Annotated in this window: 16 protein-coding genes; 12 read left to right on the forward strand and 4 right to left on the reverse strand. The window is 74.4% G+C overall.

Features of this window, described 5'->3' with window-relative positions; all coding sequences use genetic code 11:
* Nucleotides 1–35 precede the first annotated feature (35 nt).
* Nucleotides 36–413 (forward strand): FKBP-type peptidyl-prolyl cis-trans isomerase, encoded by a 378-nt coding sequence (locus KMZ30_RS17465; protein ID WP_308279594.1) that lies wholly within the window; start codon nucleotides 36–38, stop codon nucleotides 411–413.
* On the opposite strand, the gene KMZ30_RS17470 is transcribed toward KMZ30_RS17465, so the two are convergent.
* Nucleotides 397–1,494 carry a DUF3866 family protein gene (locus KMZ30_RS17470; RefSeq protein ID WP_215511704.1) on the reverse strand — a complete coding sequence of 366 codons (1,098 nt, stop codon included), beginning with the start codon at nucleotides 1,492–1,494 and terminating at the stop codon, nucleotides 397–399. The two genes, KMZ30_RS17465 and KMZ30_RS17470, sit on opposite strands and share 17 nt — an antisense overlap.
* A gap of 35 nt (nucleotides 1,495–1,529) precedes the next feature.
* On the opposite strand from KMZ30_RS17470, the gene KMZ30_RS17475 reads away from it, so the two are divergent.
* The 7 genes from KMZ30_RS17475 to KMZ30_RS17505 are packed head-to-tail and all read left to right on the forward strand — an operon-like array spanning nucleotide 1,530 to nucleotide 8,777.
* A complete protein-coding gene (locus KMZ30_RS17475; protein ID WP_215511703.1) occupies nucleotides 1,530–2,543 on the forward strand; it encodes a helix-turn-helix transcriptional regulator in 1,014 nt (337 codons plus the stop codon).
* Nucleotides 2,543–3,541 (forward strand): helix-turn-helix transcriptional regulator, encoded by a 999-nt coding sequence (locus tag KMZ30_RS17480; RefSeq protein WP_215511702.1) that lies wholly within the window; start codon nucleotides 2,543–2,545, stop codon nucleotides 3,539–3,541. The genes KMZ30_RS17475 and KMZ30_RS17480 overlap by 1 nt, the downstream gene beginning before the upstream one ends.
* A gap of 3 nt (nucleotides 3,542–3,544) precedes the next feature.
* Nucleotides 3,545–3,859 carry a hypothetical protein gene (locus KMZ30_RS17485; protein ID WP_215511701.1) on the forward strand — a complete coding sequence of 105 codons (315 nt, stop codon included), beginning with the start codon at nucleotides 3,545–3,547 and terminating at the stop codon, nucleotides 3,857–3,859.
* Between the two features lie 35 nt (nucleotides 3,860–3,894).
* The gene (tatA, locus tag KMZ30_RS17490; RefSeq protein WP_215511700.1) at nucleotides 3,895–4,200 is read left to right on the forward strand and encodes a Sec-independent protein translocase subunit TatA; all 306 of its coding nucleotides are present in this window, start codon (nucleotides 3,895–3,897) and stop codon (nucleotides 4,198–4,200) included.
* Between the two features lie 21 nt (nucleotides 4,201–4,221).
* Complete coding sequence (gene tatC, locus KMZ30_RS17495) at nucleotides 4,222–5,034, forward strand: twin-arginine translocase subunit TatC (RefSeq protein ID WP_226901694.1); 813 nt, start codon at nucleotides 4,222–4,224, stop codon at nucleotides 5,032–5,034.
* A gap of 5 nt (nucleotides 5,035–5,039) precedes the next feature.
* A complete protein-coding gene (locus KMZ30_RS17500; RefSeq protein ID WP_308279593.1) occupies nucleotides 5,040–5,924 on the forward strand; it encodes a YegS/Rv2252/BmrU family lipid kinase in 885 nt (294 codons plus the stop codon).
* A 45-nt stretch (nucleotides 5,925–5,969) separates the two neighbouring features.
* Nucleotides 5,970–8,777, forward strand: a complete 2,808-nt coding sequence (locus KMZ30_RS17505; protein WP_215520081.1) for a DEAD/DEAH box helicase — start codon at nucleotides 5,970–5,972, stop codon at nucleotides 8,775–8,777.
* An 18-nt stretch (nucleotides 8,778–8,795) separates the two neighbouring features.
* On the opposite strand, the gene KMZ30_RS17510 is transcribed toward KMZ30_RS17505, so the two are convergent.
* Nucleotides 8,796–9,206: a VOC family protein gene (locus tag KMZ30_RS17510; protein ID WP_215511698.1), complete on the reverse strand. Its 411-nt coding sequence runs from the start codon at nucleotides 9,204–9,206 to the stop codon at nucleotides 8,796–8,798.
* A gap of 106 nt (nucleotides 9,207–9,312) precedes the next feature.
* On the opposite strand from KMZ30_RS17510, the gene KMZ30_RS17515 reads away from it, so the two are divergent.
* Nucleotides 9,313–9,750 (forward strand): helix-turn-helix domain-containing protein, encoded by a 438-nt coding sequence (locus tag KMZ30_RS17515; protein ID WP_308279592.1) that lies wholly within the window; start codon nucleotides 9,313–9,315, stop codon nucleotides 9,748–9,750.
* Here KMZ30_RS17515 and KMZ30_RS17520 read toward each other — a convergent pair.
* Entirely contained in the window at nucleotides 9,728–10,672 is a 945-nt protein-coding gene (locus KMZ30_RS17520; protein WP_215511696.1) for a 5'-3' exonuclease, read from the reverse strand. The two genes, KMZ30_RS17515 and KMZ30_RS17520, sit on opposite strands and share 23 nt — an antisense overlap.
* Before the next feature lie 66 nt (nucleotides 10,673–10,738).
* Between KMZ30_RS17520 and KMZ30_RS17525 the strand changes: the two genes are divergently transcribed.
* On the forward strand, nucleotides 10,739–11,161 hold the full coding sequence (locus KMZ30_RS17525) for an Lrp/AsnC family transcriptional regulator (protein WP_030529189.1): 423 nt from the start codon (nucleotides 10,739–10,741) through the stop codon (nucleotides 11,159–11,161).
* Entirely contained in the window at nucleotides 11,158–11,733 is a 576-nt protein-coding gene (locus KMZ30_RS17530) for a DinB family protein (protein ID WP_308279591.1), read from the forward strand. The genes KMZ30_RS17525 and KMZ30_RS17530 overlap by 4 nt, the downstream gene beginning before the upstream one ends.
* Before the next feature lie 12 nt (nucleotides 11,734–11,745).
* Here KMZ30_RS17530 and KMZ30_RS17535 read toward each other — a convergent pair whose 3' ends face one another.
* Nucleotides 11,746–12,702 carry an NAD(P)/FAD-dependent oxidoreductase gene (locus KMZ30_RS17535; protein ID WP_215511695.1) on the reverse strand — a complete coding sequence of 319 codons (957 nt, stop codon included), beginning with the start codon at nucleotides 12,700–12,702 and terminating at the stop codon, nucleotides 11,746–11,748.
* Nucleotides 12,703–12,752: 50 nt separating this feature from the next.
* Here KMZ30_RS17535 and KMZ30_RS17540 point away from each other — a divergent pair, with 50 nt between their 5' ends.
* The gene (locus KMZ30_RS17540) at nucleotides 12,753–13,325 is read left to right on the forward strand and encodes a helix-turn-helix domain-containing protein (RefSeq protein WP_308279590.1); all 573 of its coding nucleotides are present in this window, start codon (nucleotides 12,753–12,755) and stop codon (nucleotides 13,323–13,325) included.
* Nucleotides 13,326–13,453 lie beyond the last annotated feature (128 nt).

Below are 13,453 nucleotides of genomic sequence, written 5' to 3' on the forward strand. Positions count from 1 at the left end.
CCACCCCCACCGACACCCCGAGAGGCATCCCCCCTGTGAGCGAGCTGACCAAGCCCGAGATCGACTTCCCCGGCGACGAGGCCCCGACCGAGCTGGTCGTCGAGGACATCACCGTCGGCGACGGCGCCGAGGCCACCCCCGGCAGCACCGTGTCGGCCCACTACGTCGGGGTCGCGCACTCCACCGGCGAGGAGTTCGACGCCTCCTGGAACCGCGGTGCGCCGCTCGAGTTCCGCCTCGGCGTCGGCATGGTCATCGCCGGCTGGGACGAGGGCATCGCCGGGATGAAGGTCGGCGGCCGTCGCAAGCTGACCATCCCGTCGCACAAGGCCTACGGCGAGCGCGGCGCGGGCGGCGTCATCAAGCCGGGCGAGTCGCTGATCTTCGTCGTCGACCTCATGGACGTGCGCTGACCGACCCCGCGTGGGACCCGGCCGCCGCCGCCACGAGGAACGGCGCCGGGTCCTCCGCGAGGCCGCGGCCCATCGTCGACAGCCCCACCGGGCTCGTCGCGAGGGCCTCGCCCAGCCCGTCCGCGGGCACCTCCACCGGCGTCAGCCGGGCGCGCGCCGTCCCGACGAGCCCCGCGAGCTGCTCGCGCACCCGGGCGTCGAGCGCCGGGTCCGGCAGGGTCGTGACCGGGACGTCGGCCGGGGCGTAGAGGGCCCGCCCGTACGCGGTGAGGCTGTGGTGGCTGATGCCGAGGTGCCGGTCGCGTCGGTCGGCACCCGAGACCCGCAGCGCCGCCACGGGCCGTCCGCCGAGGACGTCGGCGGCGTGCAGCGCCTCCGCGGCCGCCACCCCCGAGTACCCCCAGCGGGTGCCGGTGCCCACGTTGCCCGGGCCCTGCGCCACGACCGCGACGTCGGCGCCGACGACGTGCCGCGCCGCGAGCAACCCCGTGTGCACGGTGACGGCCTCGTGGTCGCCCCCGTAGGCCTGGCCGACGGTGAGGCACGACGCGAGCCAGCCGGCGCGGCGCAGGCCGGCCACGGACCGCGAGAAGGCCGCCGGGAGGGCGCCGCCGTCGGTCATCACGTAGGCGACCGTCGCGTCCGGCCGCACCGCACGGATGCCCGCGAGCACCGCGGGCAGCGCGCTGTGCAGGTCCGCGACGACGACCGGCATCCCGTCGAGGTCGTCGGCCCCGGCGAGCACGTCGTGGTGCGGCGACTCCTGCTCGTCGACGGCGAGGAGCATCTGCTGCAACGGCGTGTAGCGCGCCTTGACGATGTGTCCCGGCCCGGGCGGGGGATCGGCGGGCAGCACGTCGCCCCGGGCGACGACGAAGGCCAGCCCACCGGTGCCGAGGCCGCGCAGCAGCGCCGACGCGTTGAGCAGCACGTGCTCGGCCACCCCCGGCACCCCCGTGACGGCGGTGTACGCCAGCGCCCGCACGCGATCACCGGTGCCCTCGAGCTCGACGGTCAGCTCGACGGCGCCCGGCCAGCTGCGGACCTCCTCGAGCACGGTCCCGGCACGCCACTGCATCACGCGGGGCAGCGTAGCCGTCGGGTAGCGTCTCCCGGGTGAGCAGCCAGAGCGGGGGAGGTGCGCCGAGCGCGGCCCAGGTCAAGACCGAGCGCCTGCTCAACCTCGTCCTCGTGCTGCTGTACGCGCGCCGCCCGCTCGCGAAGGCCCAGATCCGCCGGCTCGTGCCGCAGTACGGCCAGTCGGCGTCCACCGAGGCCTTCGAGAGGATGTTCGAGCGCGACAAGGACGAGCTGCGCGAGCTCGGCATCCCGCTCGTCACCGAGGACATCGACGCCTTCCACGACGACGAGCCGGGCTACCGCATCCACCAGCGCGACTACGCGCTGCCGGACATCGCCTTCGAGCCCGACGAGCTCGCCGTCCTCGGCCTCGCGAGCCGCACCTGGGCCCAGGCGTCGCTCGCCGGCCCGGCCGCGCAGGCCCTGCGCAAGCTGCGGGCCGCGGGGGTCGAGCGCGACACCGAGTCGCTCATCGGCATCGAGCCGCGGCTGCGCACCGCCGAGCCGGCCTTCGACGCGGTCAAGGACGCCGTCGTGCGCCGGGTGCCGCTGGCGTTCACCTACCGCCGCCCCGAGGCGGCCGAGGGCGCCGAGCGTCGCGTGCAGCCGTGGTCGCTCGTGTCGTGGCACGGGCGCTGGTACCTCAACGCCTGGGACCTGGACCGCGAGGCGCCCCGGGTCTTCCGCCTCTCGCGCATCAGCGGCACGGTCCGACGCACCGGCCGCCCCGGCTCCTTCGAGGTCCCGGCCGACCACGAGCCGCGGGTCATGGTCGACAGCATGGCCGGGTCCGCGACCCAGCCCAGCCCCGCCGTCCTGCGGGTCCGGGTCGGCGCGGGGCACGCGCTGCGGCTGCGCGCCCGGACGGTCGGGGAGGTCGACGACGACTGGTCGCTCGTCGACCTCGACTACGGCGACGTCTGGGCCTTCGCCGAGGAGCTCGCCGGCTACGGCGCCGACGTCGTCGTCGAGCAGCCGCCGGAGCTCGTCGACGCCGTGCTCGAGCGCCTGCGCGGCACCCTCGCCGCGCACGGCGGAGGGGGGTCCTGATGCCGCCCGCACCGCAGGAGACCGCCACCGCGCGGCTCGCGCGCCTGCTGACGATGGTGCCGTGGCTGGTCAACCGGCAGGGCATCGACCTCGAGGAGGCGGCCGCCGACCTCGGCGTCTCGACCGAGCAGCTCGAGGCGGACCTGCAGCTGCTCTTCCTGTGCGGCTACGGCCAGATGCCCGACGAGCTCATCGAGGCCGACTGGGAGGGCGGACGCGTGTTCGTCGGCAACGCCGACTCGATCGCCCGCCCGCTGCGCCTGGGCGTCGACGAGGCCGTCACCCTCATCGTCGGGCTGCGCGCCCTGCGCGAGGTCCCGGGTCTCGACGAGCGCGACGCCGTCGACCGGGCCCTCGCCAAGCTCGAGGCCGCCGCCGGCGAGGCCGCCGACCCCGCGAGCCGCGTGCTCGCGGAGGTCGCCGACGGCACCTCCGCCGACCTGCTGGCCCGCGCCCGCACCGCCCTCGCGACCCGCCGCCGGGTGCACCTGCGCTACCTCGTTCCGGCCCGCGACGAGGCCACCGAGCGCGACGTCGACCCGATGCGCGTCGTCGGCATCGACGGCCGCTGGTACCTCGAGGGCTGGTGCCACCGCGCCGAGGACACCCGCCTGTTCCGGCTCGACCGCGTCGAGGAGCTGACCGTCCTCGACGTCGACGGCACCCCGCCGCCGCAGGCCGCCGAGCGCGACCTCTCCGAGGGCACGTTCCGGCCGGCGCCGGACGACCTCGTCGTCACGCTGCGCCTGCTGCCCGGCGCGACCTGGGTGTCGGACTACTACCCGGTCGAGTCGCTCGAGGAGGTGGCGGCCGCGGAGGGCGGCGGGCAGGTCGTGCGCATCGCGACGGCCGACACCGCGTGGCTGCACCGGCTGCTGCGGCGCCTCGGCGGGCGCGGCTACGTCACCGAGCCGGCCGACGTCGTCGCCGAGGTGCGCGAGGGCGCGGCCGCGGCGCTGGCGGGCTACCCGGCGGCCGACGCCGAGCGGGAGGGCTGACCCGTGCTGCCCTGGTGGGGCTGGGTGCTGCTCTGGGTGCTCCTCGTCGTCGGGGGCGCCGTGCTCGTCGGGCTGCGGGCCCGCGCGACGTGGCGCAGCCTGCGGGCGCTGACGGCCGAGCTCGGGCGGGCCGGCCGGCTCGTCGAGGAGCTCGAGCAGGCGGCCTCGCGGCAGCGCGACCCGGAGCCGCCGGTCACAGCGGTCCTGCAGGACCCTCACAGCCTTCGCGAGGAGCATCGGCGCGAGCGGGCCCGCCAGGCCGACGCGCGGAGAACCCGTAACGCCGAGCGGATGCCTCCCTGGGCCCGCGTACACTGACGAACGACCGCGATCTCTGAAGGAGATGGACCCACATGGGCAGGCTCGGACCCACCGAAATCATCATCATCGCTGTGCTGATCATCGTGATCTTCGGCTGGAAGCGGCTCCCCGACGCCGCCCGCAGCCTGGGTCGCTCGGCCCGCGTCTTCAAGTCCGAGGTGGACGAGATGAAGCGCGAGAACGAGGCCAACAAGACACCCGCCTCGAGCGAGACGGTCCGCGGCGAGTCGCTGACCACCGCCCGCTCCACCGACGACGTCGTCACCCCGGACCCGAACGGCAACGCGGTGCACGAGCGCACCCCGCGGACGGACAACCAGTCCGGCCCGACCGCCTGACGCCGGAGGCCCGCACCCTCCATGGCCCGACTGCGCCGACGCCCTCACGACCCCGAGGGCCGGATGACGCTGGCCGAGCACTTCCGTGAGTTCCGCCGACGCCTGTTCGTCGCGGCGGCTGCGGTGCTCGTCGGCGCCATCGTGGCCGGCATCTTCTACGACGACGTCTTCGAGTTCCTCGCCGATCCGTTCTACGAGTACGCGCGCGCCAACCCCCAGAACGACATCAGCCTGAACTTCGGCGAGGCGACCTCCGCGCTCTCCAACCTCATCAGCCTGTCGATCTTCGTGGGCGTGGTCGCTTCCAGCCCCGTGTGGCTGTGGCAGGCCTGGCGCTTCGTCGTCCCGGGGCTGACCCGCAAGGAGAAGCGGCTCAGCCTCGCGTTCGTCGGCTCGACGGTCCCGCTGTTCCTCCTGGGCTGCGGCCTCGCCTACGTGATCCTGCCGCAGAGCCTCGCGATCCTTTACGGCCTCTCGCCGGCGGGGACGTCGAACATCCAGCAGGTGTCGATGTACTTCTCGTTCGTCACCCGCTTCATCCTGGTCTTCGGCATCGGCTTCCTCTTCCCCGTCATCCTCGTCGGGCTCAACCTCGTCGGCGCGATGCCCGCGACCCGGCTGATCAAGGGCTGGCGCGTCTCGGTCGTCCTCATCTTCGTCTTCGCCGCCGTGGCCACCCCGACCGCCGACCCGTTCACGATGTTCGTCTTCGCCGCGCCCCTCACCCTCCTGTACTTCGGCGCCTGGTTCGTCTGCCGTGTCCTCGACAAGCGCAAGGCCGCCAACCGGCCGGACTGGCTCGACGTCGACGACACCGAGGCCTCCTCGCTCTGAGCGCCGTGCGCGTCGGCGTCGTCGTCAACCCCACGTCGGGCAGGAACACCGGCGCGCGCGTCGGGGTCGAGGCCCTCACCCTGCTGCGGGCCGCCGGGGCCGAGGTCGTCGACCTCTCGGCCGCCGACGCGGCGGGCGCCCTGGCCCACGGTCGCGCGGCGGTGGCGCAGCGCTCGGTCGACGCGCTCGTCGTCGCCGGCGGTGACGGGATGGTCCACCTCGGGGCCAACCTCGTCGCCGGCACCGACATCCCGCTCGGCGTCGTCGCCGCGGGAACCGGCAACGACATCGCCCGCGAGCTCGGTCTGCCGGTGCGCGACGCCGCCGCGGCGGTCGAGCGCATCCTCGCCGGGCGCACCCGCGCCGTCGACGCCGCGCGGCACGTGACGGCGGCGGGGGAGGAGCGCTGGTTCCTCGGGGTGCTCGCGGCCGGGTTCGACGCGGTCGTCAACGAGCGCGCGAACCAGTGGCGCTGGCCGAAGGGCCGGCTGCGCTACAACCTGGCGATCGTCCGCGAGCTGCCCGTCTTCCGGCCCATCCCGTACGCGCTGACCCTCGACGGCGAGCGGCACGAGACCGAGGCGATGCTCGTCGCCGTCGGCAACGGCCCCTCCTACGGCGGCGGGATGCGGGTGACGCCCGACGCCCGCTTCGACGACGGGCTGCTCGACGTCCTCGTGCTGCACCGCCTGCCGGTGCCCGAGTTCCTGCGCGTGTTCCCCAAGGTCTTCAGCGGCGGGCACGTCGGCCACCCGGCCGTCGAGGTGCTGCGTGCCCGGCGGGTCGTGCTCGAGGCCACCGGCATCGTCGGGTACGCCGATGGCGAGCGGTTCGGGCCGCTGCCGCTCGAGGTCGAGGCGGTGCCGGGGGCGGTGTCGGTCCTCGTCTGAGCCGCCCCGCCCTGCACCGACATACCCCTGACGTAGCCTGAGGCCATGCCCAGCCCCGCCGAGCGGTACGCCGCGGCCAAGGCGCGGTCCCGCCGGGAGCGGACCGAGCTCGGCCGCTTCACCGCCGCCCTCGACTTCCCGCTCGACGACTTCCAGCTCCAGGCCTGCGAGGCGGTCGAGGCCGGCAAGGGCGTCCTCGTCGCGGCCCCGACCGGCGCCGGCAAGACGATCGTCGGCGAGTTCGCCGTGCACCTGGCCCTGGCCACCGGGCGGAAGGCGTTCTACACGACGCCGATCAAGGCCCTCTCGAACCAGAAGTACCACGACCTCGTGCGCGTCCACGGCGCCGAGAACGTCGGCCTGCTGACCGGCGACAGCTCCGTCAACGGCGAGGCGCCGGTCGTCGTCATGACGACCGAGGTCCTGCGCAACATGATGTACGCCGGCTCCTCGACGCTCACCGGACTCGGCTTCGTCGTCATGGACGAGGTGCACTACCTCGCCGACCGGTTCCGCGGCGCCGTCTGGGAGGAGGTCATTATCCACCTGCCCGAGTCGGTGCAGGTCGTCTCCCTGTCGGCGACGGTGAGCAACGCCGAGGAGTTCGGCGCGTGGCTGGCCGAGGTGCGCGGCAACCACGAGGTCGTCGTCTCCGAGCACCGGCCGGTGCCGCTCTTCCAGCACATGCTCGTCGGCACGACGATGTTCGACCTCTTCGCCGGCAACCGGGTCAACCCGGACCTGCTCCACGCGATCCGGAACGCCGAGCAGCGCGGCCGGTACGCCGAGGACGCGCGCCGGCTCGGCGGGCCCTCCGGCGGCCACCGCGGCGGCCGGGGGCGTCGTGACCACGCCGCCCCGCGCGGTCCCGGCGGGGGAGCGGGGGGTCGGGGCTTCGCCCGGGGCAGCCGGCCGGCCGGGGGCGCCACACGGGCCGAGGTCGTGCTCGACCTGGAGCGCGAGGGCCTGCTCCCCGCGATCACCTTCATCTTCAGCCGGGTCGGCTGCGAGGCGGCCGTCGGGCAGCTGCTGTCCGCCGGCGTCCGGCTGGTGCCGGAGCGCGAGGGCGAGCGGATCCGTCGGCACGTCGAGGAGCGGGTCGAGTCGCTCGCCGACGAGGACCTCGGGGTGCTCGGCTTCTGGGACTTCCTCGAGGGGCTGAGCCGCGGCTTCGCGGCGCACCACGCCGGGATGCTGCCGCTCTTCCGCGAGATCGTCGAGGAGCTGTTCACCGACGGGCGCATCCGGGCCGCGTTCGCCACGGAGACACTGGCGCTCGGCATCAACATGCCGGCCCGCACGGTCGTCCTCGAGAAGCTCGTCAAGTACAACGGCGAGGCGCACGTCGACATCACACCCGCGGAGTACACGCAGCTGACCGGGCGCGCCGGGCGACGCGGCATCGACGTCGAGGGGCACGCGGTCGTCCAGTGGACGCGCGGGATGGACCCGATGGCCGTCGGCGGCCTGGCCTCGACCCGCACCTACCCGCTGCGCTCGAGCTTCCGCCCGACGTACAACATGGCGGTCAACCTCGTCCGGCAGGTCGGCCGCGAGACGACCCGCGAGCTGCTGGAGACCTCGTTCGCGCAGTTCCAGGCCGACCGCGCCGTCGTCGGGCTCGCGACCCAGCTGCGCAAGAACGAGGACGGCCTCGACGGCTACGCCGAGGCGATGCACTGCGACTTCGGCGACTTCCGCGAGTACGCCCGCATCCGCCGCGAGCTCGCCGACGCCGAGAAGGACGGCCGCAAGGCGCGGGCCGCGTCGCGGCGTGCCGAGGCGGCGGTGTCGATGGAGGCGCTGCGCGTCGGCGACGTCATCCGCATCCCCGCCGGACGGCGGGCCGGGTGGGCCGTCGTCGTCCAGCCCGCGCGGACGGCCAAGGGTGCCCCGACCGGGCCGGGGGTCGTCACGGAGGACAAGCAGTTCCGCCGCCTGACGCTCGTCGACGTCCCGGAGCCGGTCGAGGCGATGGCGCGGGTCGCGGTGCCGAAGCACTTCAACCCCAAGTCGCCGAAGTCGCGCCGCGACCTCGCGACCGCGCTGCGCGTGGCGACGCCGCACGGCCTCGAGGACGCGCCCTCGCGCCGCGGGCGCACCGACGCGACCGCCGACACCGACCTCACCGACCACCTCCGCCGTCAGCTGCGCGAGCATCCCTGCCACCAGTGCCCGCGCCGCGAGGAGCACGCGCGGTGGGCCGAGCGGTGGTGGCGGCTCAAGCGCGAGACCACGGGGCTCCAGCGGCGGGTCGAGGGGCGCACCAACACGGTCGCGCGCACCTTCGACCGCATCTGCGACGCCCTCGAGTCCCTCGGCTACCTCGCCGAGCACGGCTCGGTCGTCACCGAGCGCGGCGAGCGGCTGCGGCGTCTCTACACCGAGAAGGACCTGCTCGCCGCCGAGTGCCTGCGCCACGACGTGTGGAAGCGGCTCGACGCGCCGGGCCTGGCGGCGGCCGTGTCCGCCCTCGTCCACGAGCCGCGGCACGAGGAGGCCGACGTCTCGCCGCGGATGCCGACCGACGAGGTCGCCGACGCCGTCCGCGAGATGGAGCGGCTGTGGGCCGGCATCGAGGAGCTCGAGACCGAGCACGACCTGCCGACGACGTCGATGCCCGACGGCGGCATGGCGTGGATGGTGCACCGCTGGGCCTCCGGCGGCCGCCTCGACGACGTGCTGCGCGGCCAGGACATGGCCGCCGGTGACTTCGTGCGCCGGTGCAAGCAGCTCGTCGACCTCCTCGACCAGGTCGGCGACGCCGCCACCGACACGACATTGCGGCGCACGGCGCGGCAGGCCGTCGACGCGGTGATGCGCGGCGTCGTCGCCGCCGACCGGCTCGACTGAGCCGGCCGGCGCGGCGCGTCAGCCGCCGAGCACCTCGCCGATCCGGATGTGGTTGCCGAACGGGTCGCGCAGGGCGAAGTCGCGGCCGTAGGGCTGGTCGACGATCTCCTGGGTGATGTCGGCGCCGGAGGCCTGCACGCGCGCGAACATCTCCTCGACGTCGTCGGTCGTGAAGGCGAGCCAGCCGCCGCCGGCCCCCTTGGTGACGAGCGCGCGCACCTGCTCGGCCGTCGCCTCGTCGTGCGCGGGGGCGCCGGGCTTCTCGAGGAGGATGGACTTGCGGTCGCCGGGCACGCGGACGGTCAGCCAGCGCATCGGGCCGAAGTCCATGTCCTGCTCGACCTCCAGGCCCAGCACCTCGGTGTAGAAGCGCAGCGCCTCGTCCTGGTCGAGCACGAAGATCGAGGAGATGTTGTTGCGGGTCAGCATGGTGGTCCTTCCGGTTCGGGTGTCGGGGACGACGCTAGGGCGGGGGCTCGTCGGCCCGCTTCTCCGAAAGTGCCCCGTGCTCGACGACCCGTCGTACGGTGGCCCGGTGAGCGCCGCCGAGGAGGACCGCAACCGGCGGCTGCTCCGGGCGCGCGACCTCGTCGACCGGCACAGCACCGAGCCGCTCGACGTCGAGGCGCTGGCCCGGGTGGCGCACATGAGCCGCGCCCACTTCATCCGCGAGTTCCGGACCGTCTTCGGCGAGACGCCGCACCGCTACCTGCAGCGGCGGCGCATCGAGCGGGCGATGACCCTGCTGCGCACCACCGACACCCCCGTGACGGACGTCTGCATGGCGGTCGGGTTCTCCAGCCTCGGCACCTTCAGCCGCACCTTCACCGAGGTGGTCGGCCTCTCTCCCAGCGAGTTCCGTCGTCAGGACGACCCGGCGACGGCCTTCGTGCCGACGGCGTTCCGGATGCGGTGGACGCGGCCGGCGGGGGAGCGGTCCGCGGAGGGCGTCAGGCCAGCCCGAGGGCGGTGAGCAGCCGGCCGACCGGGTTCTCGATGCCGTGGCGCGCCGCGAGCTCGTCGAGCGCGAGCCGGTCGGCGACCTGCGTGGGCAGCGCGAGGTCGACCTCGGGCACCGGGGCGTCGCGCACGACGCGGACGACGGTCGGGGCGACGTCGAGGTAGGCCGAGGCGGCCTCGAGGTTGGCCCGCCGCGCGCCCTTGATCGCCGGGTCGCCGGAGTCGACGGCCGCGCGCAGGGCCGCGAGGGAGCCGTACTGCTCGATGAGCTGGGCGGCGGTCTTGTCGCCGATGCCCTTGACCCCCGGCAGCCCGTCGCTCGTGTCGCCGCGCAGCACCGACATCTCGAGGTAGGCCTCGCCGGTCGGCACGCCGTACTTCTCGCGGAGCATCGACTCCGTGGCGATGTCCGGCTCCCGCACACCGCCCTTGCCGGTGTAGAGGACGCGCACGGCCTGCGCGTCGTCGACGAGCTGGAGGAGGTCTCGGTCGCCGGTCACGACGTCGACGGGCATGACCCCGTGGTGCCGGGTCGTCAGGGTGCCGATGACGTCGTCGGCCTCGTGGTCGGGCACGCCGATCCGGGCGATGCCGACCGCGGCCAGCGCCTCGCGGATGAGCGGCACCTGCGGGGTGAGGTCGTCCGGGCTCTCCTCGACGGCGTCGGAGCCCTCGGTGAGCCGGTGCGTCTTGTAGGTGGGCACGAGGTCGACGCGCCACTGGGGGCGCCAGTCGTCGTCCCAGCAGGCGACGAGGTGCGTCGGCCGGTGCTGGGTCACGAGGGTGGCGATCATGTCGAGGAACCCGCGCAGCGCGTTCGTCGGCGTCTCGGACGGGTCCTTGCGCTGGTCCGGGACGCCGTAGAACGCCCGGAAGTACAGCGAGGCGGAGTCGAGCAGCAGCAGCTTCGGGAGTCGTCCGTCGTCGAGCGCCATGCCGAGAGCCTACGGGCGGTCGGCGAGTCCGGGTGGTGACGGGGGAGGGCGCACTACGCTGACGCCGTGGAAGACCTCGACCGGCGCATCGTCGACCTGCTCACCGAGGACGGCCGGACCAGCTACACCGACCTCGGCAAGGCCCTCGGCATGTCCACCTCCGCGGTGCACCAGCGGGTCCGCCGGCTCGAGCAGCGCGGGGTCATCAAGGGCTACACGGCCCGCATCGACCACCGCGCCGTCGGACGGCAGCTGACGGCCTTCATGTCCGTGACCCCGCTCGACCCGAGCCAGCCCGACGACATCCCGGAGCGCCTCCAGGGCATCGAGCAGATCGAGGAGTGCCACTCGGTCGCCGGCGACGAGAACTACATCCTCAAGGTGCGCGTCGCGACACCGGCGGAGCTCGAGGAGCTCATCGCCCGGATCCGTGGCGCCGCGCACGTCTCGACCCGGACCACGGTGGTGCTCTCGACCCCGTGGGAGTGAGCATCCCGCCGGGGCTGCCGAGCGACCTGCACCACTACCTGCAGGACGCCCGGGACGCGATGCTGCGCACGCTCGACGGCCTGTCGGAGTACGACGTCCGGCGGCCCCTGACACCGACGGGCACCAACCTCCTCGGCCTGGTCAAGCACCTCACCGGGGTCGAGGTCGGGTACTTCCTGCAGTCCCTGGGGCGTCCGGCGCCGACCCTCCCGTGGGACGAGGACGGCTCGGTCTGGGACAACGGCGACCTGTGGGCGCGCGCCGACGAGAGCCGGTCGTGGGTGCTGGACCTCTATCGAGAGGCGTGGACGCTGTCCGACGCGGCGCTCGCCGAGGTGCCGCTCGACACCCCCGCCGAGCCGCCGTGGTGGCCGGAGGCGACCCGGCGGACGACGTTCGGCCACCTCGTCGTCCGCGTCGTCGCCGAGACCGCGCAGCACGCCGGCCACGCCGAGATCCTCCGCGAAGGGCTCGACGGGCAGGTCGGCCGCGACGCCGCGGCCTTCGGCGAGGACGCCGGCTTCGAGCGCCTCGTCGCCGACGTCCAGCGCGCGGCCGACGCACACCGCTGACGGTGCGGGCGGTCATCCGTCCGCGAGGCGGCGCTCCTGGTCCTCGGTGACCAGCTCGGCGTTGACCATCGCCCCGGTCCGCGTGCCGGCCGCGGCCGCCATGACGACCTGACCCATCGGGTCGGTGACGTTGCCCGCGACCCAGACGCGGGGGACGGCGGTGCGTCCGGCCGGGTCGGCGGCGACGTGGCGCGCGAGGACGACCCCCTGCATCTCGAGGTCGACGAGCTCCAGGCCGAGGTCGGCGAGCAGCGTGTCGCGGGCCTCGAGCCGGGTCTGGACGGCGACGGCGTCGGCGCGCACGACCCCGCCCGGGGTCTCGAGGCCGACGAGCGCGCCGTCGCACTCGACGACCCCGGTCGCCGGCCCGTCGACCACCGCGACCCCGAGCCGCACGAGGCGTTCGCGCGCCGCGGCGTCGAGCACGGACGGCGCCTGCACGAGGACGGTGAGGTCGCTCGTGAGCTGCCCGAAGAGGCCTGCCTGGTGCACGGCCATCGGCGTCGTCGCGAGGACGACGACCCGGCGGTCGCGCACCTCCCAGCCGTGGCAGTAGGGGCAGTGGACGACGGCCGTGCCCCAGTGCCGGTGCAGCCCAGGCACGTCGGGCAGGACGTCGACGGCGCCGCCCGCGAGCACCAGGTGACGCGCCGTCCACGCGGAGCCGTCGGACGCCGTCACGACGACCCGGTCGTCCTCGCGGTGGGCCGAGCCGGCCGCGGTGGCGACGACGCGGCCCCCGTACGAGTCGAGCTCCGCACGGCCACGGGCGAGCAGCTCCAGCGGCGGCACGCCGTCGTGGCCGAGGAACGCGTGCACCCCGCCGGCCGGGGCGTTGCGCGGCTCACCGGCGTCGAGGACGACGACGGACCGGCGGGAGCGGGCGAGGACGGTGGCGGCCGAGAGGCCGGCGGCCCCACCGCCGACCACGAGGACGTCGACGGGCAGGGGAGCGGAGGTGGTGGTCATGGACCGACGATGCGTCTGCGCCGAGCGGCTCGGCAAGGTACGTTGCCGGAGTGGCAAACCTCGACCCGACCGCCGTGGGGCAGCGCCTGCGCGAGGTCCGCACCCGCCGGCGCATGACCCTCGCCGAGGTCTCGGCCGGCACCGGCATCTCGGTCAGCACCCTGTCCCGGCTCGAGTCCGGCTCCCGGCGGGCGACGCTGGAGCTGCTCGTCGGGCTGGCGCGCGTCTACCGCGTGACCCTCGACGAGCTCGTCGACGCGCCCCGCACCGGCGACCCACGCGTGCACCTGCAGCCGGTGGAGCACCCGTACGCGCAGGTCGTCCCGCTCACCGAGCGGGTCGGCGGCCCACGAGCGTTCAAGATGGTGCTGCGCCCGGACGGGCGCGAGCCCGACCCACGCAGCCACGAGGGCTACGACTGGATCTACGTCCTCGACGGCCGGCTGCGCCTCGTGCTCGCCGAGCACGACGTCGTCCTCGGCGTCGGCGAGGTCGCCGAGTTCGACACCCGCACCCCGCACTGGTTCGGCTGCGCCGACGACCGACCGGTCGAGCTGCTGAGCATCATGGGGCCGCAGGGGGAGCGGATGCACGTGCGCGCCCGCCCGCGGCGCCGGGACTAGCTGTACTCGGCCGGGACGTTGGTGACGCGTAGGCGTTGACGACGAGGAGAACCTCCGGGTGAGGTGTGGATTGTCTAGGTCCTACACCGCCCGGAGGTTCTCGTGGCCCACGCTAACGCTCGTCTGAA

Source organism: Phycicoccus mangrovi (genome assembly GCF_018729305.1).
GTDB classification, from domain to species: Bacteria; Actinomycetota; Actinomycetes; order Actinomycetales; family Dermatophilaceae; genus Phycicoccus; species Phycicoccus jejuensis.

Coding starts and splice junctions, on each gene's coding strand:
- KMZ30_RS17480 (WP_215511702.1), top strand. CDS start 2,543: ATGCCGCCCGCACCGCAGGAGACCGCCACCGCGCGGCTCGCGCGCCTG.
- tatA (WP_215511700.1), top strand. CDS start 3,895: ATGGGCAGGCTCGGACCCACCGAAATCATCATCATCGCTGTGCTGATC.
- tatC (WP_226901694.1), top strand. CDS start 4,222: ATGGCCCGACTGCGCCGACGCCCTCACGACCCCGAGGGCCGGATGACG.
- KMZ30_RS17505 (WP_215520081.1), top strand. CDS start 5,970: ATGCCCAGCCCCGCCGAGCGGTACGCCGCGGCCAAGGCGCGGTCCCGC.
- KMZ30_RS17510 (WP_215511698.1), bottom strand. CDS start 9,206: ATGCTGACCCGCAACAACATCTCCTCGATCTTCGTGCTCGACCAGGAC.
- KMZ30_RS17520 (WP_215511696.1), bottom strand. CDS start 10,672: ATGGCGCTCGACGACGGACGACTCCCGAAGCTGCTGCTGCTCGACTCC.
- KMZ30_RS17535 (WP_215511695.1), bottom strand. CDS start 12,702: ATGACCACCACCTCCGCTCCCCTGCCCGTCGACGTCCTCGTGGTCGGC.